Source organism: Prevotella sp. LCP21S3_D2 (genome assembly GCF_052118345.1).
Lineage (GTDB): Bacteria > Bacteroidota > Bacteroidia > Bacteroidales > Bacteroidaceae > Prevotella.
Map to the genome: position 1 here is coordinate 44,080 of NZ_JBQKHJ010000011.1, position 26,312 is coordinate 70,391.

The 26,312-nt window shown below is 43.8% G+C and carries 20 protein-coding genes and 1 pseudogene; 17 read left to right on the forward strand and 4 right to left on the reverse strand.

Annotated features, from left to right (window positions below; genetic code table 11):
* Positions 1 to 762: 762 nt before the first annotated feature.
* From ACTQ16_RS08925 to ACTQ16_RS08955, 7 genes are all read left to right on the forward strand, one after another.
* Entirely contained in the window at positions 763 to 1,131 is a 369-nt protein-coding gene (locus ACTQ16_RS08925; protein WP_235391055.1) for a LytTR family transcriptional regulator DNA-binding domain-containing protein, read from the forward strand.
* A gap of 5 nt (positions 1,132 to 1,136) precedes the next feature.
* Positions 1,137 to 1,658: an energy transducer TonB family protein gene (locus tag ACTQ16_RS08930; protein ID WP_288770274.1), complete on the forward strand. Its 522-nt coding sequence runs from the start codon at positions 1,137 to 1,139 to the stop codon at positions 1,656 to 1,658.
* A 12-nt stretch (positions 1,659 to 1,670) separates the two neighbouring features.
* Complete coding sequence (locus tag ACTQ16_RS08935) at positions 1,671 to 2,729, forward strand: tetratricopeptide repeat protein (protein WP_235391053.1); 1,059 nt, start codon at positions 1,671 to 1,673, stop codon at positions 2,727 to 2,729.
* A gap of 21 nt (positions 2,730 to 2,750) precedes the next feature.
* Entirely contained in the window at positions 2,751 to 4,826 is a 2,076-nt protein-coding gene (locus ACTQ16_RS08940) for an outer membrane beta-barrel protein (protein ID WP_441937060.1), read from the forward strand.
* A 123-nt stretch (positions 4,827 to 4,949) separates the two neighbouring features.
* Complete coding sequence (locus ACTQ16_RS08945) at positions 4,950 to 5,732, forward strand: pyrroline-5-carboxylate reductase dimerization domain-containing protein (RefSeq protein WP_298531074.1); 783 nt, start codon at positions 4,950 to 4,952, stop codon at positions 5,730 to 5,732.
* A gap of 190 nt (positions 5,733 to 5,922) precedes the next feature.
* Positions 5,923 to 7,500 carry an AAA family ATPase gene (locus tag ACTQ16_RS08950; protein WP_441937062.1) on the forward strand — a complete coding sequence of 526 codons (1,578 nt, stop codon included), beginning with the start codon at positions 5,923 to 5,925 and terminating at the stop codon, positions 7,498 to 7,500.
* Between the two features lie 30 nt (positions 7,501 to 7,530).
* Positions 7,531 to 7,977 (forward strand): hypothetical protein, encoded by a 447-nt coding sequence (locus ACTQ16_RS08955; RefSeq protein WP_441937064.1) that lies wholly within the window; start codon positions 7,531 to 7,533, stop codon positions 7,975 to 7,977.
* Between the two features lie 64 nt (positions 7,978 to 8,041).
* Here the strand turns inward: ACTQ16_RS08955 and ACTQ16_RS08960 are convergent, their stop codons facing one another.
* Entirely contained in the window at positions 8,042 to 8,527 is a 486-nt protein-coding gene (locus tag ACTQ16_RS08960; protein ID WP_287622006.1) for a BsuBI/PstI family type II restriction endonuclease, read from the reverse strand.
* Positions 8,528 to 8,735: 208 nt separating this feature from the next.
* Here ACTQ16_RS08960 and ACTQ16_RS08965 point away from each other — a divergent pair, with 208 nt between their 5' ends.
* The 7 genes and pseudogenes from ACTQ16_RS08965 to ACTQ16_RS08995 all read left to right on the forward strand — a co-directional run bounded on the left by ACTQ16_RS08965 (position 8,736) and on the right by ACTQ16_RS08995 (position 14,815).
* Positions 8,736 to 9,290 (forward strand): helix-turn-helix domain-containing protein, encoded by a 555-nt coding sequence (locus ACTQ16_RS08965; RefSeq protein ID WP_006847542.1) that lies wholly within the window; start codon positions 8,736 to 8,738, stop codon positions 9,288 to 9,290.
* Positions 9,291 to 9,300: 10 nt separating this feature from the next.
* Positions 9,301 to 10,959, forward strand: a complete 1,659-nt coding sequence (locus ACTQ16_RS08970) for an AMP-binding protein (protein ID WP_441937066.1) — start codon at positions 9,301 to 9,303, stop codon at positions 10,957 to 10,959.
* Positions 10,960 to 10,972: 13 nt separating this feature from the next.
* On the forward strand, positions 10,973 to 11,482 hold the full coding sequence (locus ACTQ16_RS08975) for a hypothetical protein (RefSeq protein WP_441937068.1): 510 nt from the start codon (positions 10,973 to 10,975) through the stop codon (positions 11,480 to 11,482).
* A 9-nt stretch (positions 11,483 to 11,491) separates the two neighbouring features.
* Positions 11,492 to 12,259, forward strand: a pseudogene (gene proB, locus ACTQ16_RS08980) (glutamate 5-kinase); the annotation flags it as partial.
* 26 nt (positions 12,260 to 12,285) lie between these two features.
* The gene (locus ACTQ16_RS08985; protein WP_235391046.1) at positions 12,286 to 13,314 is read left to right on the forward strand and encodes a virulence RhuM family protein; all 1,029 of its coding nucleotides are present in this window, start codon (positions 12,286 to 12,288) and stop codon (positions 13,312 to 13,314) included.
* 92 nt (positions 13,315 to 13,406) lie between these two features.
* On the forward strand, positions 13,407 to 13,829 hold the full coding sequence (locus tag ACTQ16_RS08990) for a DUF6398 domain-containing protein (RefSeq protein WP_006847547.1): 423 nt from the start codon (positions 13,407 to 13,409) through the stop codon (positions 13,827 to 13,829).
* Positions 13,830 to 14,041: 212 nt separating this feature from the next.
* Positions 14,042 to 14,815 (forward strand): transposase, encoded by a 774-nt coding sequence (locus tag ACTQ16_RS08995; protein WP_441937070.1) that lies wholly within the window; start codon positions 14,042 to 14,044, stop codon positions 14,813 to 14,815.
* Positions 14,816 to 15,217: 402 nt separating this feature from the next.
* Here the strand turns inward: ACTQ16_RS08995 and ACTQ16_RS09000 are convergent, their stop codons facing one another.
* Complete coding sequence (locus ACTQ16_RS09000) at positions 15,218 to 17,398, reverse strand: alpha-galactosidase (protein WP_441937072.1); 2,181 nt, start codon at positions 17,396 to 17,398, stop codon at positions 15,218 to 15,220.
* A 64-nt stretch (positions 17,399 to 17,462) separates the two neighbouring features.
* Complete coding sequence (locus tag ACTQ16_RS09005) at positions 17,463 to 19,742, reverse strand: TonB-dependent receptor (protein ID WP_441937102.1); 2,280 nt, start codon at positions 19,740 to 19,742, stop codon at positions 17,463 to 17,465.
* 330 nt (positions 19,743 to 20,072) lie between these two features.
* Between ACTQ16_RS09005 and ACTQ16_RS09010 the strand changes: the two genes are divergently transcribed.
* A complete protein-coding gene (locus ACTQ16_RS09010; protein WP_441937073.1) occupies positions 20,073 to 21,689 on the forward strand; it encodes a DUF6377 domain-containing protein in 1,617 nt (538 codons plus the stop codon).
* Between the two features lie 33 nt (positions 21,690 to 21,722).
* On the opposite strand, the gene ACTQ16_RS09015 is transcribed toward ACTQ16_RS09010, so the two are convergent.
* On the reverse strand, positions 21,723 to 22,850 hold the full coding sequence (locus ACTQ16_RS09015) for a lactonase family protein (protein WP_441937074.1): 1,128 nt from the start codon (positions 22,848 to 22,850) through the stop codon (positions 21,723 to 21,725).
* Between the two features lie 517 nt (positions 22,851 to 23,367).
* On the opposite strand from ACTQ16_RS09015, the gene ACTQ16_RS09020 reads away from it, so the two are divergent.
* Positions 23,368 to 24,525 carry a PDDEXK nuclease domain-containing protein gene (locus tag ACTQ16_RS09020; RefSeq protein ID WP_441937075.1) on the forward strand — a complete coding sequence of 386 codons (1,158 nt, stop codon included), beginning with the start codon at positions 23,368 to 23,370 and terminating at the stop codon, positions 24,523 to 24,525.
* A gap of 231 nt (positions 24,526 to 24,756) precedes the next feature.
* Positions 24,757 to 26,088, forward strand: a complete 1,332-nt coding sequence (locus ACTQ16_RS09025; RefSeq protein WP_441937076.1) for a glutamate-5-semialdehyde dehydrogenase — start codon at positions 24,757 to 24,759, stop codon at positions 26,086 to 26,088.
* Positions 26,089 to 26,312: the final 224 nt, after the last annotated feature.

Sequence of the window (26,312 nt, forward strand, 5' to 3'; positions counted from 1 at the left end):
TTAACCAAACATTTTGTAGTCTTTTAGCCCGATAACTCGAAAAATCACCTTAAATGTCTCTACTTTTGAATAAAAGTAACAAAAGATTACTAACGCTTCCTACCTCATATCGTCAAGAAACTACAATGTTGCAAATCGCCTTGGCCAGCAAGTTCACTATACACAAGAAAAATGTTTTTCTTTTTTTATTGCCACATCTGCCACACATGAATTTAACTCATTGATTATAAACGAATAATGCGTGGCAATAAGCGGTACTTTTATTGTCACCTAATGCCACCTAATGCCACGCTCCAGGTCAGGCAACTAGGGTTCTTGAGCCAGCTCCATGGCATCAAGGATATTCACCAAAGGCGTTGCCCAGTTTTACCCGAAGCCTTGGGCAAATGTGCCCGGCACAGCCGGGCATGTTTACTCATTACGTCGGTCATCTTTGCTCATTACGTCGGTCATTCTTGTTCATTACGTCGGTCATCCTTGCTCAAGTACGTGGGATGGCAAACCTTTGTGGTTTAACGATTTTAGGTGACCACTTTTAGTTTTATCTGTAAGACGAGTTGACTCGGTTAAAACTTATTTATAATTCACGTTGACTTTCCTGAAGTTTAGTCATATTTTTAGTAGACCACCTTAAATAGATAGTCATATCTGGAGTTTGACTTCATATTCTCCACAAAGCAAGTCCACTGGTTCACAAAAAACACGATACCTCCAGCCATACATTTTAAATATTATGCTTATCTTTGCACCAAACTTATCAGTATGGAAGAATATCTCATCATATCAAATGCCAACTTCTTGCTCAGAGTGGCTTCCGAACAGATAGCATACGTCTGTTCGGAAGGAAGCTATTGCAATCTCCGACTCACCAACGGCGATGAATACACATTCTCGTTCAACCTTGTGGCCTTTGAGAAGAAAATAGTAGAGCAACTTGCCCAAACGGTACACTTCTTCGCCCGTGTTGGCAGAAACTACATTATTAATAGTCAGCATATTTTCAGCATCAACCTCAATACTTCAGAACTAGTTTTGTACAACGAGCGGTTTAGCGAGAAATTCACCCTGCACGTCAGCAAGGAACCACTCAAACAATTAAAAGCACTTTTAGACAATTCCATAAAATCGTAAAAGGTATGAAAGGAAAAAACAATCAGGAAGAAACTTATTTCCTGGGCAAAGCACAGGAAACAAGATACACAAAATCACATTTATATAAAAAGGTATTTGGGATTGCCGCTTGCGTGATAGCAATAATAGGTATAGCCCTCATCCTTATGTTCAAACCGCAAAGCGTATCACAACCCCATGTGTTAAAGACGATAGCAGTTTTGCCGGAAGGTGGTCAGATGCCTGTCTTCAACGGCAATGGCGACATCAACGATTTCTTGAGATGGGTGATGACAAACATCCAATATCCTAAAGGATTGGAAGACAAGCCTGCACGAGTAGTCATCAACTTCACCGTGCAAAAGGATGGAACATTGGGATTGTTTAAAGTTCTCGAAGCTCCCAAAGTAAAAGCCTACGAGCAGACTGTGATTGAACTTCTCAAGAGAAGCCCTCATTGGAAGCCTGCCAGACTCTCCGATGGCGAGGAAGTCAACATGGAGTTTACCTTGCCTGTCGTTTTCACTCCCGAAGTAAGAAAGAAATAATCAGCAAAAACGATGAAACAGTTTAGATTGTTCCTTATATTATGCCTATGTATGGCAATGAATGCCAAGGCCAACGAGACTACAGCTAATCTACTTCAACAAGGAGATAGCTGTTTGAGTAGATATGATGTGTTTCATGCAACCCAATACTACCAAAAGTATCTGGAAGCAAATCCATCTCACCTGGAAGCACGCAGAAAACTGGCTTCCTGCTATCGGAAAGTAGGCAACTACACCGCCTGCATTTCTTGCCTTGACAAGATTCCATCAGATAGCATCAACCACGAAGACATGCGAATATTCTATTATGCATATCTCAATCAGAACAACAATGACAAGGTTTCTCTCTGGGGCGAGCGCATAGCCTCTTCATTTCCATACGACAGCGAGATTATTGCTTCACTTGCCTCTCATTACAATGGAGCAAACCAACCTGGCAGAGCCGAGAAAGTTGCAAAGAATTACATCTACAAATGTGATTCCACGAACTTGTATATCAACAAGGAATATGCCTATTCCCTATTCATGCAATTCAAATATGACGAAGCTATACCATTATATGAAAAGTTGATAGCGCAAGGCTTTGATAATTTTGAATCCAACTTCATCCTTGGTCTCTGTTATGAGGACCAACCGGACAATGAAAAGGCGCTGAAACATTACCAGAAAGCTGTTCAGTTCAAAAGTGACAATGCCACTTGCCTTTTCCATTTGGCGTTGGCAGAGAAAGCCCTCAACATGGATTCGCTATCTATGGCTCATTTCAATCAGTCGTTAGAAGTCTCCTTACCCAAAGGCAGAGCATTGCGTACCTATAAATGGTTAGCCGACTTACATTTTCAACACAACCGATATGCAGACGCTGCCCGTGACTTTGAGTTATGCACCTTATACGATGAGGAAGATAATCCTCTCAACCATTACAATGCCGCCCAAATGTTCATCGCTTCCAAAAACAAGCTGAAAGCGAAACAGCATCTCCAGATGTTCTTAGCAAATGCAAACAGACTAGAAGATAAAAAAGAGGCAGCGCAACTCATATCCAAAGCCAAAGAGCAGCTCAAGCAATAACCATCAAACTCACATAAATACATGAAAATAAATTTTATCTTAGGTTCAGCATTATTGCTGAGCCAGTCCCTTTGCGCTCAAAACGAAGAGGCAAAAGACACGCTTACCACCCAGATGATGATGCAAAACCTGCCAGAGGTTTTCGTCAAGGCGACACGTCCTATCGTCAAGGCAGAAAGAGGACAGTTGGTTTACAACATGCCACTGCTCATAGAGAAAATGCCGGCAGACAACGCTTATGATGCCCTTACCCGAATACCAGGAGTAAACGAACTAAACGGCAACATCAATTATGCAGGAAAGGAACTGACTCTCATCATCAACGGCAAACCAACCACGCTCAATTACGCACAACTGGCAGAGCGATTAAAAGCCATGCCCGCCTCACAATTAGCCAAAGCCGAAGTGATGCTGGCAGCGCTAGCACGCCTACATGTTCGTGGAATGGTCATCAACCTGATTACCAAAGACTATGTAGGAAAGAACCTACTTTCAGGACAAATACAAAGCATCTGGAGCCAATGCAAATACGGAGAAGGGGAAGGCAAAGGCAACCTGCTGTTCCAAAAAGGAAAATTCGGACTGGATGCCATGTATTCATTTACAGATGGAACATCATACGGTGAAACTACTACCAATGCCAATCATCCGCTTCAAGGAAAGCGAGTAGCGTATCATGACAAGACCTCACAGAAAACCCTTGGATTGACTCACAACTATCGCTTGGGACTGAGTTATGCATTTGCTGATAACCACCAGCTATCCCTGGCATATACAGGAAAATGGGACAGCAGTCATCCTCATCATGAAACGATGGGAACAGGCACATCCCAGCAACAGGGCAATGAACATACCTACCTGCACAATGTAGATGCCAGCTACAACCTGCCCTTTGGACTACAAATAGGCATATCCTATCTCAACTACCAAAATCCCAGCCAGCAATATCTGGAAGGAACGATGCTTGACGAAGAACGTATTCTATACACAAACAGCAAGCAGGTAATAGACAAATGGCTTTTCACCGCCGATCAATCCCACTCATTGAAGAAGGGTTGGGAACTGTCGTATGGTATGAAATTCCAAAACAGCAACAACAGAAGCTACCAAACCACGACCAACAAGGATGGAGCAGACATTCCAGATGCAACCAGCCAGGTGAATATCAAAGAAAGAATCTTGAGTTTCTATGGCGGCATAAGCAAACAAATAAACGAGCGAATCAGCTTGGAAGCCTCTGTCGAAGCAGAGCAATACCATTCTCCACAATGGAACAAATGGCATATTTATCCCACACTTAATGCATCGTGGAAAGCCTATCCTGGCAACATACTCAACTTATCCTTCAGTTCCAGCTCACAGTTTCCTAGCTATTGGTCAACTATGAGCAGCATTTACTATGCCTCTACCTATATGGAGATATGGGGAAATCCTCATCTCAAGCCTTACTCTACATACGAGACCAACCTGATGTGGACTATCAAAAGTCGCCATGCATTGATGGCATTTGCAGAGTTCCAACCCAACTATTCTGTGCAGTTGCCTTATCAGACTACCGACCGCCTGGCAGTCATTATGAAGGAGACCAATTTCGACTATAACCATACTATGGGCATTAGAGCATCGACGACTTTCGGTATAGGCAATTGGATGAACGGAAGTGTTTCGGCAACAGGAATCTACAGACATGACAAGAGTAACGATTTCTTTGACTTGCCCTTCAATCGCAAACATATCTCTGCCATTCTTGCCGGAAATCTATCCGCCCAGCTTAGCCGAAGCCATCACATCCATTTCATACTTAACCCATTCTATCAGTCAAAAGCCATTCAAGGACTCTATGACATCAAATCAGTCTTTCTCTTGATTGCTATGTTGAGATGGGCTCCCGATAATGATAAATGGAGCATTGTGGTTAAAGGCAGCAACATCTTCAACGAGGGATTCTCTACAAAATCAGTACAAGGCAATCAAGACTACCACATGAACATCAAGCAAGATTGGGCATCTGCCTCCATCTCCATCATCTATAAGATAGGCAAGTACAAGGAAAAGAGAACCAAGGACGTAGATACTTCCAGAATGGGAGTAAACTAGCGAATTTCTTAAAATATCGTCAGTAAACAGGCGTACTTTCTTAAAAAATCGTCTATAGACACGCTATTTTCAGATAAAAGTAGTATCTTTGCACCATAATTGCATTTTAACTATAAGACGACAATGAAAATAACAATTATCGGAGCAGGTGCCATGGGCGGTGCTATGGCTGAAGGACTCTTGCAGAGCGAGAAGTTCACTCCATCAGATATTACGGTATCAGACCATAACCAACCAGTATTGGATCACTTCGCAAGCGAAGGAGCCAGCGTAACTCTCGACAACCAGTTGGCTTGCCACGGCGCAGACATCGTATGCGTGGTAGTAAAGCCATGGTGCGTGGAGAAGACATTGAAAGGAATCAAGGAGGCACTCAACTACAAGAATCAGAAACTCGTAGTCGTTGCTGCCGGTGTACCATCAGCCAACATCAAGGAGTGGTTAGACAAGGATGGTATCACCCCAACCTTCTTCCTCGTGATGCCAAACATCGCCATCGCCTACAAGCAGTCGATGACCTTCATCACTCCTGTAGATGCATCTGCCACAGAAATCCAGCAGATTACAGAAATCTTCGATGAATTGGGCGAAAGCCTCATCATGGAAGAACGCCTCTTCCCTGCTGCCACCGCCATGTCGTGTGCCATCGCTTACGCCATGCGCTATGTAAGAGCCAATGTGGAAGGCGGCGTAGAGATGGGCTTCAAGGCAAAGGATGCCCAGAAGATTGTCTTGCAGACCATCAAGGGAGCCGTAGAGCTGCTTCAGGAAACAGGCGAACACCCTGAGGCTGCCATTGATAAGGTTACTACTCCAGGCGGCTGCACCATCAAGGGCCTCAACACCATGGAACAGGGCGGCTTTACTAGCGCTGTCATCAATGGTTTGCTGGCAGGAAAAAAATAAAATCTATCTGTAGATGATAGAAGACATATAGCAAACAACCCATAAAAAAAAGCAAATGCAACAGGAGTTTTATGCTCTTGCTGCATTTTTTATGTTTTATAAGATAGCAAACTACATTTATTGCACATAATCCTTGGATAAATGGAAAAATAAATGTATCTTTGCCAAAGAATAAAAGAACAGAAAGACTATGGCAGAGATGATCACAAGGAAATTGCCAGCAGGCATACAATTCTTTAGCATTATCCGCAAGGATGGCTACTTATATGTTGACAAGACCGACTTGGTATGGCAACTTACTCACTCAGGTGATTTATACAATTATCTGAGCCGTCCTCGTCGTTTCGGTAAATCTCTGCTTATAGATACCTTGCAATGCTACTTCGAAGGCAAGAAAGAACTCTTTGATGGGCTGAAGATTATGGAACTGGAAGAAGAATGGACTGAGTATCCCGTCATCAGACTTGACATGAGCGGTGCAGGTGCTACTGCTGCCGAAATCAAAGACTATCTCAATCTTGAGTTTTCGAAATATGAAGCTTTATACAGCATCAAGCCTAAAGAGACATTTCGCGAATCCGTACGTTTCCAAGTTATCCTTGACACAGCCTATCAAAAGACAGGTAAGCAAGTAGTGGTACTGATTGACGAATACGATTCCCCTTTGCAGCATTCATGGAAGACACCAGAGCATGAAGGTTGCACTGAAGTTTATCGTTCTGTATTCTCCGTACTCAAACTCAAAGGAAATGTACTTCGCTTTGTCTTCATCACAGGCATCACGAAGTTTACCCAGATATCCCTATTCTCTGTACTTAACCATCTGACAAACATCAGCTTTCTCCCACAATTTGCCCCTCTTTGTGGCATCACCGAGGAAGAAATGACAGTCAACTTCGCCCCAGAGTTGGAAGCCTTGGCAGATAAGATGGAATGCAGCATTGAAGAAGCACACGACAAGTTGAAGACCTATTATGACGGTTATCATTTCAGCGATGAGAACATGACCGACATCTACAATCCGTTCAGCTTGCTCAACGCCCTCTCCCAATTGCGTCTGCGCAACTATTGGATTTCATCCGGCGCCACTTCCATGCTGAATAAATTCGTAAACAACATGGAGTTACGCCTTCATGACTTCGAAGATTGCTACATCGACAAAGACACACTGGAGACATCAGATGTCATAGAAGGCGGTTCCGAACTATTTCTCTATCAGACAGGTTATCTCACCATCAAGGGTTTTGATGAAGATGGATATTCTTTAGGCTTTCCGAATGAGGAAGTAAGAAAGGCTCTCTATAAAGCCGTATTGCCTGCACTGACCCAGAAGGACATCACGGATATTGTCTCCATACAAAGTAGGTTGATGCACAGTATGAATAATGGCAATTTGGAAGAAGCCAAGCAGTGTATGAAATCTCTCATCTCAAATGTCCCATACAGCAATAAGAAATTGGTAAGTATGGACATGGAGGAGCGTTATCGCCTTATCATCAGCACCATACTGAATGCCATAGGCTGCCAAGTAGAAGTAGAACACATGCTATCAACTGGCAGGATAGACATCGTAGCCTCCACCTCTCGTTTCATCTATGTGATGGAACTAAAGTTAGCAAACAACGGAGGGATAAATGCTGCCGAAAAACAAATGATTGACAACGGCTATCTCAAGCCATTCTTGGCAGATGACCGAAAAGTTATAGGGGTAGCTGTAGAATTAGATGACATGGGCAAAGGACTCATTGATTGGAAAGAAGTTAAATAACAATATGTTTAATCAAAAACAAATGAAATTATGAGACGATTATTATTAACATTTGCCGTACTAAGCACATTTGCTCTTACGGCTAACGCACAGGACGTAAGAAAATTCACCTATGATGTAGGCGGCTATTGGGTAAAGCTGGACACCAAGAACATGCGCTTTCTCATGGATGGCTGCGGCGAAGAAGAGTGGGACAAAGTCCTTAACTACAAGAAAGTAGGCAACAAGGAGAGTTTCTCTACCAAGAGCGGAACTGGTGGAACTATACGCCATGAGTTTGTAAAGAAAAGCGAGAACAAATATACCTATACAATCACATACCCTGGTTCTAAGCCGCAAACGGAGAACGTTACTGTCGGCTCAGATGCCCCTTCAGCTAAGGAGGCAGCCAAGAACCCTGTGAAAGCTGCCAGCGATGGCGTAAAGGGATTGTTCAATAAAGGCAAGGGGCTGTTCAAAAAGAAAGACAAGAAATAACCATATATAAAAAATGCTGCAAGAATCTGAGTTCTTGCAGCATTTTTCACATATAACACGAAAATTATCTTGGTCCCAAGAATCGATCACCGTTCAAGTGAATCATGTGGTCGGGCATATCTGCCATCCACACTTCCGTATCCCAAGCAAGAGACTCCGAGAACTTTTTGAATGTTTTAAAATCTAGAAAAGCCGTAACAAAGATTTTACCGCTCTTCACATTCTTTGTCAACTCTTGAAGTTCAACTATTCTCTTGTTATCCATCGGACCTACGGAAGTAACAGACTCTATAAAATAAAGCCAATCTTTATCTTCCCGATAGAGAACCACATCTGGCATTTTATCATGCAATGTTATCTCAAAACCCAACTCGCAGAGTCTTTGCTCATTCTTTACAAGGTCTTTCTCTGTTGTATCACCCACATAAAGACATTCGGCACCAGGTGCAAACCGAGCACCAAACTCTTCTATGATTGCCTTTTGCAATTCATTATGCTTTCCTGTTGAGAAAGACATCTTCAGGCATTGTTCCTGGGTCCAACGATTCAAACTATATGCTAAAGAAAAACAAGTTTGGTATATGGAAGATGAAGTCTGCGCATTCTAATAGTTTTATGCTCTTATACATAAATATCACTTTAATCTATTAATTTATCAGCAGATTGTTTGGATATATCAACAAAAAGTCGTAATTTTGCCCCAAAATGCGAAGGTTTGCAATATACCTTCGCCAGGAACAACTAAAAAGAATAGCACTATGGATGAAGCAATCAAACAAATCGGTGAAAGGCTGAAAGGTCTCCGCGAGGTTCTCAATATTCCTGCCGAGGAAATTGCAGAACTGTGCGAAATCAGTCTTGATCATTACCTCAAGATAGAATCCGGTGAGGCGGATCCTTCTGTTTATCGCCTGTCAAAAATCTCTAAGCGATACGGCATCGACCTTGACGTATTGCTCTTCGGAGAGGAACCTCGCATGAAGGGATACTACGTTACCCGCAAGGGACAGGGACCGGAGATAGACCGCAACAACCAGTATAAATACCAGAGCCTTGCCGTAGGATTCAAGGATAGAAAGGTGAATCCGTTCATGGTACAGGTGGATCCGTTGCCAGGCGACAAGAAGCCGAACAAGAACGGACACGACGGGCAGGAATATGATTATGTGATTGAGGGACAGCTCGAAGTAACCATCGAAGAGAAGGTGATGGTGCTGAATCCGGGCGACAGCATCTATTTCGACAGTAGAAAGTCGCATTGTTTCCGCTCACTCAACAATGAGCCTGCCAAGTTCCTTTGTATAATTATCTAGAAGAGTAACTATGATCGAGAGATTTCTAAAACAGACAAAATTTACTTCAGAGCAAGACTTCAAGGAGCATCTGGAGTTTATCATACCAGAAGATTTCAACTTTGCCTACGACGTGATGGACGAATGGGCAAAGATCAAACCAGACCACGTGGCGCTGCTTTGGGCAAGTGAACGTGGCGAAGAAATCCGTTTTACATACAAGGACCTGAAGGAGCAGAGCGACAAGGCTGCTGCTTACTTCCAGAGTCTCGGCATCGGTCACGATGATAAGGTGATGCTGATTCTGAAGCGTCACTATCAGTGGTGGCTTGCCATGCTCGGTCTCCACAAGTTGGGTGCCGTAGCCATCCCTGCCACCCACATGCTTACCAAGCACGACATCGTTTACCGCAACAATGCAGCAAGCGTGAAGGCTATCATCTGCTGCGGCGATGATTACGTGGTAGAGCAGGTTAATCAGGCAATGCCAGAGAGTCCGACTGTCAAGACATTGATTAGTATCGGTCCGGATATCCCTGAAGGTTTCCACGACTGGATGAAGGAATGGAACGAATGTGCTCCTTTCGTTCGTCCGGAGCATGTAAACTCTAACGAAGATACCCTGCTGATGTACTTTACATCGGGAACCACAGGCGAGCCAAAGATGGTGGCACACGATCACCTCTATGCGCTCGGTCATCTGACCACGGGTGTATATTGGCACAATCTCCATGAGAACTCCATCCATCTTACCGTAGCCGATACCGGTTGGGGCAAGGCTGTATGGGGCAAGCTCTACGGACAATGGTTTGCCGGAGCCACCGTCTTCGTCTTCGATCACGAGAAGTTTACGGCGGATAAGATCATGCGCCAGATTGAGAAGTATCATGTCACCTCTTTCTGTGCCCCTCCTACTATCTACCGCTTCATGATTCAGGAGGATTTCTCTAAGTATGACCTCAGCAGTCTTGAATACTGCACCACTGCGGGTGAGGCTATGAACCCATCCGTGGCAGAAACCTTCCAGAAGCTTACTGGTGTTCAGATTTACGAGGGCTTCGGACAGACAGAGACCACGATGACACTCGGAACCTTCCCTTGGATCAAACCAAAGCCAGGAAGCATGGGCAAGCCTAACCCACAATATGATGTTCACATTCTCCGTCCAGACATGACGGAATGCGAGGATGGTGAAAAAGGTGAGATTTGCATCCGCATCGGCGATGACAAGCCTATCGGCCTCTTCAAATATTACTATCGTGATGAAAAGCAGACCAAATCGGTTTGGCATGATGGTTTCTATCACACGGGCGATATGGCCTGGCGTGATGAGGAAGGCTACTTCTGGTTTGAGGGCAGAATCGACGACGTGATCAAGAGCTCGGGTTACCGCATAGGTCCTTTCGAGGTAGAGAATGCCCTGATGACTCACCCTGCCGTAGTAGAGTGCGCCATCACCGGTGTTCCTGACCCAATCCGCGGTATGGTAGTCAAGGCAACCGTCGTACTGAAGGATGAATACAAGAGTATGGCGGGCCCTGACCTCATCAAGAAGCTGCAGGATCATGTGAAGCATGAGACTGCCCCTTATAAATATCCTCGCATAATCGAATTCGTAGATGAATTGCCAAAGACCATCTCCGGCAAGATTCGAAGAGTAGAGATTCGGGAAAAAGACGGGGTTAAGTGAAAAACGAAGCAAGATGAAGAAATTAAATAAGATGATATTTACACTCACACTATTGCTCTTAATTGGCAATAGTGTGAAAGCACAGAAATTGGCAAATGCCCCAAAAGTGATACTCGGAGTTAGAGGAGGTATCACTTTTGCCCCAACAGATTGGGATGGTTCCAACATTGAAGTTTTCCCTACCGCAGGCTTAGCTGCTAGTTTCAGTATAGCAAAACTTCCATTCTATATCGAGACTGGATTATATTACACCAACAGATATTATTCTGATTGGGATAATCACTCTATTTTATCCCCAGCCCTATTATCCTATCACATACATCTTAAAAAGAATATGTCAATCCAACCTTTTATGGGTCCTTTCCTTGCATACGGATTTGATGAAGATGAAATTGATTTTGGATGCCGAATGGGAGTAGGCTTTAATAAAAAACATCTTTACATCAACTGTGGTTACGACATAAGTGGAAACTATGGTGTAGATGAAGATGCCTTTTTCGTTAGTATCGGTTATAATTTTTAAAATGCAAGCATGAGAAGAATAGTAGTAAAGGTGGGCAGCAACGTGCTGACCCGAGAGGATGGACATTTGAACGTAACTAGAATGTCGGCTTTGGTTGACCAACTGGCTTGGTTGAGAAGGCACGACTACGAGGTGATACTCGTATCTTCTGGTGCCGTGATGGCAGGCAGGGGCGAATTGCAGGTAGACCACCAGCTGGACAGTGTAGAGCAGCGACAGCTGTTCTCTTCCGTAGGTCAAGGCAAGCTGATTAGATTGTATTATGACCTGTTCAGAGAATACAACATCAAGGTGGGACAGGTATTGACCATGAAGGAGAACTTCCTTGCCAAGGAACAGTATCAGAACCAAAAGGCTTGTATGGAACTGATGTTGGAGAATGGCGTACTCCCTATCGTCAACGAGAATGATACCGTATGCCTCACCGAGCTAATGTTTACGGATAACGATGAATTATCTGGCTTGATTGCAAGAATGCTGAATGCCGATGCCCTCGTTTTGCTCTCCAATGTAGATGGCATTTACAATGGCGACCCATCTCTCCCAACCTCTCGCATCATCCCTTCGGTATATTACGACCGAGATGTGAGCGAATATGTGAGCGATGAGAAGAGTAGCCACGGCAGAGGCGGCATGATTTCCAAATTGAAGACCGCCCAGGATGTAGCGAATGCCGGCATCAAGGTGATCATTGCCAATGGTAATACCCCAAACATCCTCATCGACCTCAAAGAGCATCCGATGGAGACCCTACATACAGAGTTTGCTCCAAGACCGATGGAAAAATAATAGAATCACAAGCAATGGCAAAGAAAAAAGAAATACGTAACAGCACTGCAGAGTTTCTTACCTTCGTGGCAGAGGGTAAGGAACAAGGCGTACAGGTATTGTATAAAGACGAGACGGTGTGGGCTACACAGAAGGCAATGGCGACATTGTTTGACTGCTCAACCGATAACATCAGCTTGCACTTAAAGAACATTTTCAAGTCTGGTGAACTGCAGGAAGATTCAGTTACCGAGAAAAACTCGGCAACTGCCTCAGATGGCAAGACGTATCAAACCAAATTCTACAACCTCGATGCTATTATCAGTGTAGGATATCGTGTAAACTCCATCCGTGCCACCCAGTTCCGCCAATGGTGTACTTATGTCATCCGCCAATTCTCACTGCGTGGCTACATCATAGACAAGAAGAGAATGGAGAACGGATCGTTTATCGGGGAGGATTACTTCGAGCACCTGCTCTCCGAGATTCGCGAGATCAGAATGAGCGAGAGGCGGTTCTACCAGAAATTGACGGACATCTATGCCACAAGTATCGACTACAATAAGGATGCACCAACGACCCGCCTATTTTATAAGAAAATGCAAAACAAGATGCATTTTGCCGTACATGGTCATACTGCGGCAGAACTTATCGTTGACCGTGCCGATGCTGACAAGGAACACATGGGGTTGACTACATGGGAGAAAGCTCCCAACGGAAAAATAGTAAAAGCAGATGTGAGCATAGCTAAGAACTATCTCAAGGAATCGGAGCTTGATGATATGGGAAAACTTGTCAACACCATTTTGGATTTTGCCCAACGCATGGCAGACCGTCACATTCCCATGACAATGGAGGATTGGGCGAAACGTATAGATATCGTTTTAGAAGCTGGTGGAGATGCCGTCTTGAAAGACGCTGGGGAGGTGACGGCAGAGTATGCAAAGGAATATGCCGAGACTGAGTTTGAAAAATACCGCATCATCCAAGACCGCCTTTTCCGCTCCGACTTCGACAAGTTTGACGGCAACGAAGACTTGCCATCTTTGGATTTCAAGGAGTAAGTATTTCTTTGAAAGCATTACATAAATATATTTAGACGCATGAACCATTCGAGGTGAAGATTATTGAATAAAAATAAAAGGCATCAGAAAATATGGACAAAAAAGAATTGAAAGAAAGAGAAGTGAAGGTAACAGAACTTGCTGTGAACTTCTGCAACGAGAAGTTGGACGAGGAATGTGCCACACTATGCACCCAGCTGATACAGAAACTTGGAAGGAAACGCACCAATCCTCTCCAGTCTGGAAGATTAGAGATTTGGGCAGCAGCAGCTGTTTACACCATATGCAGCATCAACTTCATATTCAGCAAGGACTCCCGACTAAGCTTGACATCGAATGACATCTGTGAATATTTTGGCACAAGCAACTCTACCACGGCGCAAAAGTCGAGGACGATAAAAGACTTGCTGAAGATAAGTCAAGTATTCGATCCCAACTTTTCATTGAAAGAGATTGCCACAAACAATCCTTTCAATCGTCTTCGAATGTCAAATGGATTTTTCTTCTTCGACTAATGTCAAAAGACAAGGCTACATTACGGGCATTCCTTGCCAATAACAATGCACCATGCCCAAAAAGTGGGACAACGTTCCACCTTTTTGGCATGGTGTATTGTTTACCTCAGTTCGGGATAAGAAATAGTGCCTAAAAAAGTTGGTAATCTCCGATATTTTTTGTATCTTTGTAGTTGAAATCCAATTAGTTACAAACATAAAAAGATATCATTATGGAGATTACCAAGGACAAAGTTACAGAATTATTTTGTATTATTGATGAATTTTACAAAGTTTTTGATGCTGAAAATGCAGGAAAATTGCTTTTGAGTGAAGATGGAGTAAAGCGCAGACGACGTAAAGCCTCTTTATCTGATAGTGAAATCATGACGATTTTGCTGTATTTCCATTTCGGCTCGTTCCGAAACTTCAAGCATTATTACCTATTCTTTATTAGAGGAACATTGAAGTCATATTTTCCAAATGCAGTGTCTTATAACCGTTTTGTAGAACTTGAAAGTCGCGTATTCTTCCCTCTCATGTTCTTCCTGAATCTCCGTGCTTTTGGCAGATGTAATGATAGAGGTGAGATAATTGCTTTTGTTCTCACTGGTGCAAACGTTAGCGACAAAGATCCAGCGGTATTCGATGTATTGGCTAAACGTCTGTATGGCAAGCTGTTTGCAGATAAAGGCTATATCTCGCAAAAACTCTTCGATTTGCTTTTTGAGGAAGGCATCCAGTTGGTTACAGGACTGAGATTGAACATGAAGAACAAACTAATGCCGTTCTATGACAAGATGATGCTACGCAAAAGATACATCATTGAAACGATTAATGACCTGTTGAAAAATACGGCTCAGATAGTACATTCACGTCACAGGTCTGTTTCGAATTTCATCATAAATATTATTTCTGCATTAGGGGCATACTGTTTCTTTGACAACAAGCCCAAGGCACTTACTGGATACGTTATCGAAGATACGAAACAGCTGAGTCTTTTCTAACATTGCATATTTTACATGAGGATTTTGTCTCAGCAACCATCCAAGATATATAGATGGTTGCCAAGCCTCTGTGTCCCTTATATAAAAACATTATAAAGCCTTTAGATAGAGCTCGTTATCCCGAACTGAGGTAAAAGTACATACTTTCGTTGGAAAATCCCTCCAAAAACAACACTTTTTTGGAATTGATTCCATAAAAAACAGTACTTTTAAGGAATTGATTCCATAAAAATCCAAACTTTTTTGGAATACTAGAATGTATCACCATTTCCCCAGCCATGCGATAAGGGCAGGTGACATACCGAGGTGCTTAACAAAACAAATAAAATCAAGACTGGTTTATGCATAAGATTAAACCAGTCTTGATTAACTTCTTTATTATAGGATGCTTACAGAGAAACTTTATTCTAATACCAACACATGGCTCGTTCCATCTGTCTGGCTGAATACATTCAAACCGACTTTCATGAGATAGTCACCGCTATACTGCTTGCCATTGCACTCCAAATCAGATTCCTTGCCAGGCATCAGATTAGTCTCCTTTACGGTATAAACCTTATCGGCATCCAATCCCTGCATCTTCACATTCATCACAGGCTCCTTGTAGCGTGGATGCAAGTCGTAAGCAAAGAGAACGGCACGCTGCTTGTCCTTACTTACATAGTTAATGGCACAGTGGTTGCCTTCGTATGGAGAAACCAGGCGATACTGGTCGCCCTCGAGAATCATAGGCTTCATGCTATCGTAGTTCTTAACAGCATTCTGCACAAACTTGTAGTCATCAGCAGTAAGCGACTTGAGGTCGATATCAAAGCCCAACTTACATGAACTGCAAACATCGGTGCGGAACTTCACACTGGTATTCTTGTTCCAGTTAGTTACATGCGAACCCATGGTCTTGGCTGGGAAGAACTTCGACAGGCTCCACTGGATGTAGAGGCGCTCGTATGGATCAGTATCGTCTGAACACCAGAACTCAGTGAAATACTTAAGCATCTCGTAATCCATTCTGCCGCCACCACCAGAGCAAAGCATCATCGGCAACTTAGGATACTTCTTATGAATACGGGTAAGCACCTTGTAGATACCACGGACATGATCGATATAGAAATTACCCTGATTCTCCTTATGATATGGAGAATAGATATTGGTAATCACACTGTTGCAGTCCCACTTGAAGTAAGCCACATCCGGATTCTCCGTCATGATACGATCCACGATGCTGAACACATAATCCTGTACCTTAGGATTACTGATATCAAGCACCAGCTGGTTTCGGTAATAATAAGTATCACGCTTTGGCTGCATGATGACCCAGTCGGGATGCTTCTCAAAGAGTTCGCTCTTAGGATTCACCATCTCAGGCTCAATCCAAATACCAAACTTTACACCAGCCTTCTTGGCATCTCTTACCAATCCAGGTATTCCATCAGGCAGCTTGCTCTTGGTAGCCTCCCAGTCGCCGAGACCTGCATGGTCGTCCTTGCGAGGATACTTGTTGGCAAACCAACCATCATCAAGCAAGAACATATCTACACCCAGGTCCTTGGCATCCTTCATCAACTCAGCAAGACTCTGCTGGTTGAAGTCGAAGCCGGTATTCTCCCAGTTGTTCAAGAGCGTAAGGCGATCTTCCTTACCCATGTTTACCTGATACTGACGAGCCCAATTGTGCAAATTACGGGAAGCCTCACCGATACCATTATCACTCATGGCAAAGATAAACTCAGGGGTAGTGAACGTCTCACCAGCCTTCAGCTTATAATTAGAGGCGTATGGATTGATGGCAGGAATAACACGAAGGGCTCCCACGTTATCTACCTCAAAGGTAAAGCGGAAGTTGCCAGGCCATCCGATGGTTCCAAGCATCACCTTACCCTCATCCTCCTTGGCTGGCTCATCGAATCCCAGTTCAAAGAACGGCTCCTCATGCATGGCTGCACGGGTCCCCAACTTGGTATCAACAATCTTCTTACCAGCAGTCAACTGGCAAGTCTCAGGCTGTCCTTCCTTAGCCCAGTCGCTATGATAACTGGTAACGAAATACTTGTTTGCCTTGAAATAAAGCATTGTAGAGCTATATCTCCAAAGCGTAACCGGAGCTTTCTCCTTATGAGAAATTTCGCTCCATGCCTTGATGACGTTCTCCTTAGGGTAAGCTGCATAGTGGAGTTTCACGGTCAGCGGATACACCTTGTCCTTAAGGGTGATGATGGTCTCAACACCTCCACTGATAGCCTTTTCTTCAGAAGACTGATAATACAAATAGGTGGTCATGTTACCATCTGCATGGGTCACTGCCACTGCCGGCTCGAAGAAATCTTCAGCACCAGAGGCTGCATAAACCTCATGACCTCGCTGGCAGACGGAACCATCAGAAGCCGCATATACATCCCACTTCAGATGATTGTAATCTGAAGGATTCTTCAACTTGTCACCCAGATACACTTGGTAGAGGCGACCCTTAGGAGAAACCTGCATCACGAGGTCGGTCTTGTCGGTTGACACTCTGATGGTCTTTTGAGCAGATGCCATGATAGATGTCATGCACATCGCTGCGATAATCATAAATACCTTTTTCATCGTTCTTTGGTTTTTACGTGATTGTTTTGTTATAATTAAACGCTATAATTCTTTCGTTATTATCTTAGAATTTGATTCCTGCAGAGAATTCCACCGTGAACGGACGGAGATAGCTACCACTCATGTACTTGCCTTCATATTTTCCGGCTTCCTGCTTGGTAATCAGCTCAGAGCCACTAATGGTACCCTTGGCACCCTTCTCGTTGAAGATATTGATGACACTCACGCCAAGGCTCAGCTTCTTGTTCACATTCCAGTTGATTCCGCCGAAAGTCTCCCAGTGACCATTGAAATAGAGAGCCTCCTGAAGGTTGGCATAGGTCTTGCCGAAGTAACGGAAGCTCAACCAGGCATTCAGATTCTTGGTAATGTCGTATTTAGGGTCCAACTCGATAAGAACCTGAGGAATCTCCTTGACGATCATGTTATTGGCATTCACACCCATAGACTGACCATCACTGAACGTTACGCTCGCATTATAGTTCTTATACACCGGCTTCTGATAAGTGAAGAGTGCATGCATGTGGAAGTTCTTGAACGGATTGATTTCTGCCGAGGTTGTCCAACCCAAAGTCTGGATATTATAGATGAGCAACACGGTCTTGCCCTCTGTTGTGCCAGGCTTGGTAAGATTCTGCTGGTCGATATTGTTCGACTTTGATATGTAGGTCACCATTGAAGAAAGGTCAATCCAATCATTCTTGTAGAAAATACCACCACGAATCAGTGGGATGGTTACTCGCTTATACTGCTCCTCGGTAGGTCCTGTTCCTGCATACTCGCTGATGCGTGGGAAACGGGTGGCGATGGTAGCATCAGCTGTCAAACCAAACTGGCGGGTAAGGTTATACGTCAACTGCAAGGTGGCTGCATAATTCAATTTATCCTTGGTTACGTTCTTTGCTTCAATGCTGTGCTCGGTAGCAACAACAGAACCATCAGCAGCAGTGGCGTATGTATTATAGTTACCCATGTGGAATCCAGAGAAACGTGGAGTAGAAATCTGCTCGGCAGACATGCGGTAGTACTCCAATCTACCACCATAGAACACCTTAAACTTAGGAGTTACCTTCCATTCGTCGGTAAAGTAGAGTGCCAACTTGTTCTCTGAACCCTTGGTGTATTCAGGACTCAACTCATTATAGCCGAAAGTCTCAGAACGATGAGCTGTCTGCGTAGGATCAAGCGGATTGACATACATCTGGCTCAATGTGCGTGGATAAGCTTCTACGGTGCCTGCCCACTGAAACGAAGAGGAATAGTAATTGAGATGGTAATACCACTCGTTCAAACCAATCATTAACTTATGGTTGTTCAACTTCTTGGTGATTTCGGTAGTCAAAAGCGCATTGCTCACCTTACCAACATGCAACCAGGTGCGACGACCTTCTATGTAACCACTGTAGGCAGACCCATCATAAAGCTGATAGCCATCAGCCTCGCTCACCTGAGAAATGGTACTTCCTCCGTAATCCACAAAATTGGCACGTGGAGCATTCATATACTTGGCGTTGAATTTCCACAACCATCCATTATCAAACTGATACTGGCTGATGAGGGCAATCTCGTTGGCATGATTCTCACTGCCATCGCTCATATTCCATGTCTCCATCTTTCCTGACTTTGTATTCAAGTATTGGAAAGAACCTTGACGCTGCACGTATGAGTCCATACCAGGGTCAAAGCCTTCAATCTTCTTGATACTGCCGTCGCCTGAATAGATAAATGGGGCGGCATTGGCAAAATTGCCAGGGTTCTTGCTGTTGGAATACTTATATAATAAGGAGACACGTCCCTTTCCATCATTCAAGATGCGAGTGATACCGAAATGATAAAGTTGGGTACGGTCGGCATAATCAGTAAAGCGAAGCTTGAAACTACCTGGATCGAAATTCTGATACATACTGGCAGTATAAAGCCAATTGTCACCGATTCCACCAGACAGGTTGAGATCTACATTCTGCATACCAAAATGGTTTGCCTTATAGTTGAGCTTGCCCTTGAACTCTTTCTGTCCCAACTCGCTGAAAGAAGAAACTGCGTACGCAATATTACCAGTAGCAATAGCAGACTCAGATGGAGTCATCAAGTCGGTACCTTTCAGTGAGGCATCGCTACGCCAATGGGCAGACAGTCTATGTACGGAAGAAGAGTAAACGGCAGGAAGACCGTTCTCATATACGGTTACATCCTCGCTTGGCAATCCTATCTGGATTTCACGAGGCTTGTTGGCATCAGATGCGTTGAGCATCACATTACGCTCTTCCTTTTTCTCCTTGTTTTCAGATTCGTCGGAAGGAAGTGCATACACTTGGCTTGCAGCAGACATTGCTACCAAAGCCATAGAAAATGTACGGATTCTTAAGTTCATAATCTTACAGTTGTTTATTCTTATTTTGACATGATTTCACTTGCCACCGAATGCGATTCGATTGCGGTTGCAAAGTTAAGGAGATTTTTCAGACATTGGCATCGTGTGTAGGTTACGAGTAGATAAATACCAGGGTTTTCAAGTTCATAACCTATTAATAATCAAGCTATCTAAGATATTAATACTTTTTAATAGAGTAGATGATGAAAAGAGGAACAAAAGTAGTATCTTTGCAGAAAAATACAACTTTAAGGCTTTCTTATAGCCTATCTGATAGTAACAATAACAATTAAAAGGATAGTTATGAAAGTAGTATTGTGGTTCTTAATGATGTTTATGCCATTAATGGCAAATGCTTCATCCGTAAACGAGGAACAGCTGTTCCATCGTTTAGACAGTTACATCGCTCAGCGAAGCAAGTTTACCCAAAGAAAAGAAGCGAAACTGCTAAGACTCAAAAAGCAACTATACATGACTTCAGACAAGCGCAGCCAGCTTAGTCTCTATAACCAAATCTACAGGGAGTATTATACCTACCGTTACGACTCTGCCATGACATACGCCAAGAAAGGCTACCAGCTGGCTGTACAACTTCAGGATGATTATTTCGTCAACCTGAATAAAATCAATCGTGCGGCAGTGCTATCGACGGGTGGTTTCTACAGCCAGGCAGAAGACTTAATGCTCACAATGGATGTGGAGAAAATGTCACCTAAGTTATTGCAATACTATTATTATACCTTGACTTGGGTATATAGCTATTGGGAAACATTCTGCAACAAGTCGGAGTTTCAAGAAGGATTGGCAGCCAAGAAACGTTTTTATTTAGGCAAGACTCTTGAACATATCGGCAACAAGGAATCCGCTCTTTATTACTATCTTTCAGGAGAGTTTGAATATCTAAAGCAGCGTACAAGCAAAAAGATGCTTCAGTTCTACATGAAGGCACTTTCAGCCAGTCCCCTGAACAGCCGTGTGCATGCCTCATCGGCTTATTGCATTGCCCGCTATTATTATGATACTGACCAAAAGAATTTATATGAAAAGTATATTGTAGAAGCAGCTATCTCAGACCAGATATGTCCCCTGAAGGAGAACCTTGCCCTTCAGGAGTTTTCCACCTATCTATATAATAAGGATGCCTCCTATGCAAAGAGGGTTGCCAAATACATCTATTGCTCCATGGAGGATGCCCAATTCTACAACAACCGTCTCCGCATGGTTGAGATTTCACGCATACTTCCCCTTATCACAGAAACGAACCATCAGGCAGAAGTACGCAAGAACCGCATCGTAACAGCATCCCTCGTCATCGTGAGTATCCTGTCGCTAGGATTCCTTGCCATGGCTTTCTTTGCGTTCAAGATGAACAAGCGTCTAGCCAAGAGCCGTAGGGAGATAAAAAGCCAGAATACACTCTTGGACGAACTGAACCAGAAGCTGCTCAACACCAATAAGCGAAGAGAGACCTATATGCATTTATTTATGGACATCAGTGCCGTATATATCAAGAAACTGGATGATTATCGCAAATTGGTAAGCCGCAAAATCAAGGCAAAACAAACTGCCGATCTTCTGACTGCCATCAACAGCTACAAGCTGGCAGAAGAAGAGGCTGCCAACTTCTATATTCGCTTCGACAAGGCATTCATTGACTTGTATCCGAATTTTGTGGAAGAGTTCAACCAACTGCTGTTGCCTGAAAAGCAGATTGTACTCCCTGCCCCTAACAGTCTCACCAAGGAACTGCGTATCTATGCACTGATGAGACTGGGAATTACGGATGGTCAGGAACTGGCCACCCTTCTGTTCTATTCTACGCAAACCATCTATAATTACAAGGCAGCCATCAGAAAGCGAGCCAAAGACCTCACCACTTTTGATGCAGCCATCAACCAACTATGCAATGTGATAGGCTAATCAGAGCAAATGCTTGGCAAGACCCCAAGCGTATTAATTTGCAAACTGCACGCAGACAGGTTTTCCAACCTTTATATCCTGCTTCGTATCAACCATCATTCCAGTTTTCTTATTGAGCTTGAAAACTTGAATCACATGACTGTCACGGCACGCCACAAGCATAAACTGTCCGTTAGGCGTGATGGCGAAGTTGCGAGGATGGGCAGCAGTAGGTTGTAAGCCTATCTTTGTGAGCTGACCCGATTTCTTATCTACGGCAAATATCGAGATGCCCTCATCGGTTAACCGATGGGATGCATAGAGGAAGCGGCCGTCAGGAGACTGATGAATATCGGCACTTCCAAGCGTACGGGTCTTCGAAGCCTGTATGCGCTGCAACTCCTGCAATGTACCCTTGTTATATCCCAATACGGTTACCGTGCCATCCAGTTCGCCTATCAGGTAAGCCACATTGCCTTTTGAGTTGAATACAAGATGGCGTGGTCCCGTTCCTTTAGGAGCCTGATAGGCAAGAACAGGATTAGATAAAAATTCCTTGCCATCATTTACCTGGAAGCGCCAGATACAGTCGTTCCCCAAATCATTGGCAAGCATATACTGATGATCAGGAGTCATCTGGCAGCAATGGATATGCGATACCACACCACTCCCCTCCCGATGCATATCGAAATATTGCGATTCTGGCGCCACACTTCCATCTTCCTTGATTGGGAATACGGAAATATCACCCCCATTATAATTGGATGTCACCACATATCCACCATACAGCATCACATTGCATGGTGCCGCACCCGGCATCTTGTTTTCCGGTCGAGTAGCCTTCGTTCCGCACTTCTGATACCCAAGCGGAGCCATCGCTCCCTCCTTCTTATTGAGGATGAAAGCCCCGAGTCCTTGTCGCCCATCATCATATTCGCTCACAGCATAAACCCGATTTGCATCATGATTCATCATGAGAAACGAAGGGTTGCCTGCCTTCACATCGCCCACCAATTGCGATTTCCCTGTACGTTGGTTGAAACGATAAACATACATTCCATCCGAAGTACTCTGGTCGGTATAGGTACCTACTACCATTGTAAGTTCATCACTCGCCGCTGCCGGCATCCCCACAGCCATTGTCAAGGACAAGCCTGCCAATATCGTCTTTATATTGCACATAATTGCTATATTTATTATCAAGTCAATAGTATATATAATGTTTAGAGGGGCAAAAATACAAAAAGAAAAGGAAACGGGCAAATGAAATGGCAGAAAATTGAGAATAATCCTCAACTTTCTACCATTTTCTTTTGCTCATTCAAGAAATAGTTGTACCTTTGCCATTACATAAAAGTTGTAACACTAAAGATGTAATGGCGTATGAAACTAAGTAACAAGAAATTAGCAAATCCTTTCATCTACCAAGGTTATGAAAGTCCCGAGTATTTCTGCGACAGAGAAAATGTGCTTTAAACGTGCGGAATGTGCTTAAAAAAATAGATTCCGCACGTTTAAAGCACATTTTCATAGATATTGCATCAGCCACAGTCATAGAATTCCACACTAGAAGGATACTACTTTCTTTTGGAAATACATTTTTTATCTGCAACTTTTATCGAAAAAAGTGAAGAGAAAGATTGCTTTTTCGATATAAAATCGTATCTTTGCACTTTGAATAGCTAAAATCAGTAGCATTATGAAAGAACCCGGCAAGAAATATAACGATGAAGACAATATGCTCGTCAACGACTTGCGCTCCATCGTCAGCAAGGCTCGCAGCAAAGCATTTGCTGCCGTCAATTATTCTCTGGTGGAAAGAAACTGGAGAATAGGACAACGTATTGTGGAACAGGAACAGAACGGAGCATCACGTGCAGAATACGGAAAGCATGTGATAGAGATTGCTTCGGCTGCTCTTACAGAGGAATTCGGGAAGGGATTCTCCGAGACAAACATCATGAATTTCAAGAAGTTCTACCTGAAATTCAAAGAGTTAACAATTCCTCAGACACTGTCTGAGGAATTCAAAAAGCAAAAACATCAGACACTGTCTGATGAATTTTCTTTGCTACCCCAAAAAGGTCAGACACAGTCTGCCCAATTTGAGTTACGCCTTCTTCCTTGGTCTCATTACGAGCGTCTAATACGAGTAGAAGACAAGAAGGCTCGTGAATGGTATGCAAAGGAAGCGTTCAACGAAGGTTGGAGTTACCGAACCCTCAACCGCAATATCAACACCTTATATTATGAACGTCTTCTTATGTCAAAGAAGAAGCAGCCAGTCGTTAACGAGATGCAAGACAAGACAAAGGCTTATCAGCAAGACAAACTCGAATACATCAAATCACCAGTTGTCTTGGAATTTCTAGGATTGCCAGAAGACATCTCCCTCGCAGAATCAAAATTAGAGACTGCCATCATCAACAACCTAGAGAAATTCTTGATGGAAATGGGAAAGGGATATGCGCTTGTGGCTCGCCAGCAACATATCCGAACCGAGGAGAATGACTACTATATCGACTTGGTATTTTACAATTACCTAATCAAATCTTTTATCTTGGTCGACTTGAAGGTAAATCGCATCACCTACCAGGATGTAGGACAAATGGACATGTATCTCCAGATGTACGATAAGATGAAAAAAGGACCAGATGACAACCCTACAATCGGCATCATCCTTTGTACCGAAACAGATTCGGATGTGGCACGATACTCTACCCTCGCAAAAAACGACCAGATGTTCGCTGCAAAATACAAGCTTTACCTACCAGACAAGGAAGACTTGAGAAGAGAAATCGAACGACAGAAAGAACTGTATCTAATGGCTCATCCTGAAGAAAACGATAAAGAGTAATTCTTCTGGCAGTATCAGAATAATTAAAAGGAACCATTACAAAAAGGTCAGACGCTGCCTGACCTTTTTTATCTCATTTTCGTATAACTATCCATTTATCTATAAAATCATTACTTTTTCTTGCATAAAGTTTGCAATTTCCAATATTTATGCTTACCTTTGCCGTTGTTAAGAGGAAACTCATAACACATTACAAAACATCTTATCATCAAATAAGAAAGGAAATAGCAAATGGAACTGAAAGAGACTTTCCAAAAAGTGAAGGCAGCCAGCAAGACTTTGGGCTTGCTCAGCGACGAACAACGTAATGAAATCCTGCAGGCGGTGGCTGATGCTATCATCGCAGAGACTCCTGCGCTCCTTGCAGCGAACGCAGAAGACTTGGCGAAGATGGACAAGGCAAACCCGCTCTACGACCGATTGCAACTCACCGAACAGCGACTCCAGGATATTGCTTCGGATATGAGACACGTAAGTACCCTGCCCTCACCGCTCGGAAGAGTTCTCAAAGACAAGACGCTCGAAAATGGTTTGCACCTGCAGCGAGTTGCCGTTCCTTTCGGAGTCATCGGCATGATTTACGAGGCACGTCCTAACGTAACCTACGATGTTTTTTCTCTCTGTTTCAAGAGTGGAAATGCTTGCGTACTGAAAGGTGGTAAGGATGCAAACTCCTCAAACTCAGCGGGTGTCGAACTTATCCACAGGGTGTTGATAACTTTCGGTATTGACCCGAATGTCGTTACGCTCTTACCTGCCACCCATGAGGCTACCGGCGAAATGCTGAATGCAGTGGGCTATATCGACCTCTGTATTCCTCGTGGTGGTAAGAAGCTTATTAACTTCGTTCGCGATACCGCCAAGGTACCGGTTATCGAAACCGGAGCCGGCGTGGTACATTGTTACTTCGACAAGGATGGCGATCTGGAGATGGGCAAGCGCATCATCACCAATGCCAAATGCAGAAGAGTGAGCGTATGCAATGCACTCGACTGTCTGCTGATTCACGAAAGCAGATTAAGCGACCTCCCTGCCCTCTGCGAAGGTCTCGCCGAGAAACAGACCAAGATTCATGCTGATGCCAAAGCTTACGAAGCTTTAAAGGGACACTATCCTGACACCTTATTATATAAGGCAGAGGAAAGCGAAGCGAAGATGAAGGAGGCAGGTTTGCTGACTGCGGATTGCAAATCCGCAGACTCAACAGAAACAGATGCCAACATGAAGAGCATCTGGAACACCGAATGGCTCAGCATGCAGATGGGTATCAAGACCGTGGCTTCGGAAGATGAGGCGCTCGACCATATCGCTACCTACGGAAGCGGACACAGCGAGAGCATCGTTTCCTACAATGAAACTGCCCAGAAGAAGTTCCAGGCAATGGTAGATGCAGCCTGCGTTTATGTGAATGCTCCAACCAGTTTCACCGATGGCGCACAGTTCGGACTGGGCGCAGAGATTGGCATCAGTACCCAGAAGCTCGGAGCCCGCGGACCTATGGCACTCGAAGAGATTACCACCTACAAGTGGTTGATTACAGGAAATGGACAGACGAGGAAGTGAAGAGTGAAGAACGAAGAGTGAAGAAACAACGTTCGGCGACCGAAGGGAAAGCCAACTCAATAGCGCTTCTCTGGACCCGCTCCGTACCTGCTCCGTACCCTCTCCGTACCAAGTCTTAGTTTCTGCCATGTTTGCAAGGTTTGCATGCAAACTTTGCAAACATCAAGATTCAAGAAGAAAGATCCAAGAGCAATATATATATCAGAAATAACAAATAAAAAACG

Excerpts from the sequence above, each read along its gene's own strand:
- ACTQ16_RS08925 (WP_235391055.1), top strand. The coding sequence starts at position 763 with ATGGAAGAATATCTCATCATATCAAATGCCAACTTCTTGCTCAGAGTG.
- ACTQ16_RS08930 (WP_288770274.1), top strand. The coding sequence starts at position 1,137 with ATGAAAGGAAAAAACAATCAGGAAGAAACTTATTTCCTGGGCAAAGCA.
- ACTQ16_RS08935 (WP_235391053.1), top strand. The coding sequence starts at position 1,671 with ATGAAACAGTTTAGATTGTTCCTTATATTATGCCTATGTATGGCAATG.
- ACTQ16_RS08940 (WP_441937060.1), top strand. The coding sequence starts at position 2,751 with ATGAAAATAAATTTTATCTTAGGTTCAGCATTATTGCTGAGCCAGTCC.
- ACTQ16_RS08945 (WP_298531074.1), top strand. The coding sequence starts at position 4,950 with ATGAAAATAACAATTATCGGAGCAGGTGCCATGGGCGGTGCTATGGCT.
- ACTQ16_RS08950 (WP_441937062.1), top strand. The coding sequence starts at position 5,923 with ATGGCAGAGATGATCACAAGGAAATTGCCAGCAGGCATACAATTCTTT.
- ACTQ16_RS08955 (WP_441937064.1), top strand. The coding sequence starts at position 7,531 with ATGAGACGATTATTATTAACATTTGCCGTACTAAGCACATTTGCTCTT.
- ACTQ16_RS08965 (WP_006847542.1), top strand. The coding sequence starts at position 8,736 with ATGGATGAAGCAATCAAACAAATCGGTGAAAGGCTGAAAGGTCTCCGC.
- ACTQ16_RS08970 (WP_441937066.1), top strand. The coding sequence starts at position 9,301 with ATGATCGAGAGATTTCTAAAACAGACAAAATTTACTTCAGAGCAAGAC.
- ACTQ16_RS08975 (WP_441937068.1), top strand. The coding sequence starts at position 10,973 with ATGAAGAAATTAAATAAGATGATATTTACACTCACACTATTGCTCTTA.
- ACTQ16_RS08985 (WP_235391046.1), top strand. The coding sequence starts at position 12,286 with ATGGCAAAGAAAAAAGAAATACGTAACAGCACTGCAGAGTTTCTTACC.
- ACTQ16_RS08990 (WP_006847547.1), top strand. The coding sequence starts at position 13,407 with ATGGACAAAAAAGAATTGAAAGAAAGAGAAGTGAAGGTAACAGAACTT.
- ACTQ16_RS08995 (WP_441937070.1), top strand. The coding sequence starts at position 14,042 with ATGGAGATTACCAAGGACAAAGTTACAGAATTATTTTGTATTATTGAT.
- ACTQ16_RS09000 (WP_441937072.1), bottom strand. The coding sequence starts at position 17,398 with ATGAAAAAGGTATTTATGATTATCGCAGCGATGTGCATGACATCTATC.
- ACTQ16_RS09005 (WP_441937102.1), bottom strand. The coding sequence starts at position 19,742 with ATGGCTTTGGTAGCAATGTCTGCTGCAAGCCAAGTGTATGCACTTCCT.
- ACTQ16_RS09010 (WP_441937073.1), top strand. The coding sequence starts at position 20,073 with ATGAAAGTAGTATTGTGGTTCTTAATGATGTTTATGCCATTAATGGCA.
- ACTQ16_RS09015 (WP_441937074.1), bottom strand. The coding sequence starts at position 22,850 with ATGTGCAATATAAAGACGATATTGGCAGGCTTGTCCTTGACAATGGCT.
- ACTQ16_RS09020 (WP_441937075.1), top strand. The coding sequence starts at position 23,368 with ATGAAAGAACCCGGCAAGAAATATAACGATGAAGACAATATGCTCGTC.
- ACTQ16_RS09025 (WP_441937076.1), top strand. The coding sequence starts at position 24,757 with ATGGAACTGAAAGAGACTTTCCAAAAAGTGAAGGCAGCCAGCAAGACT.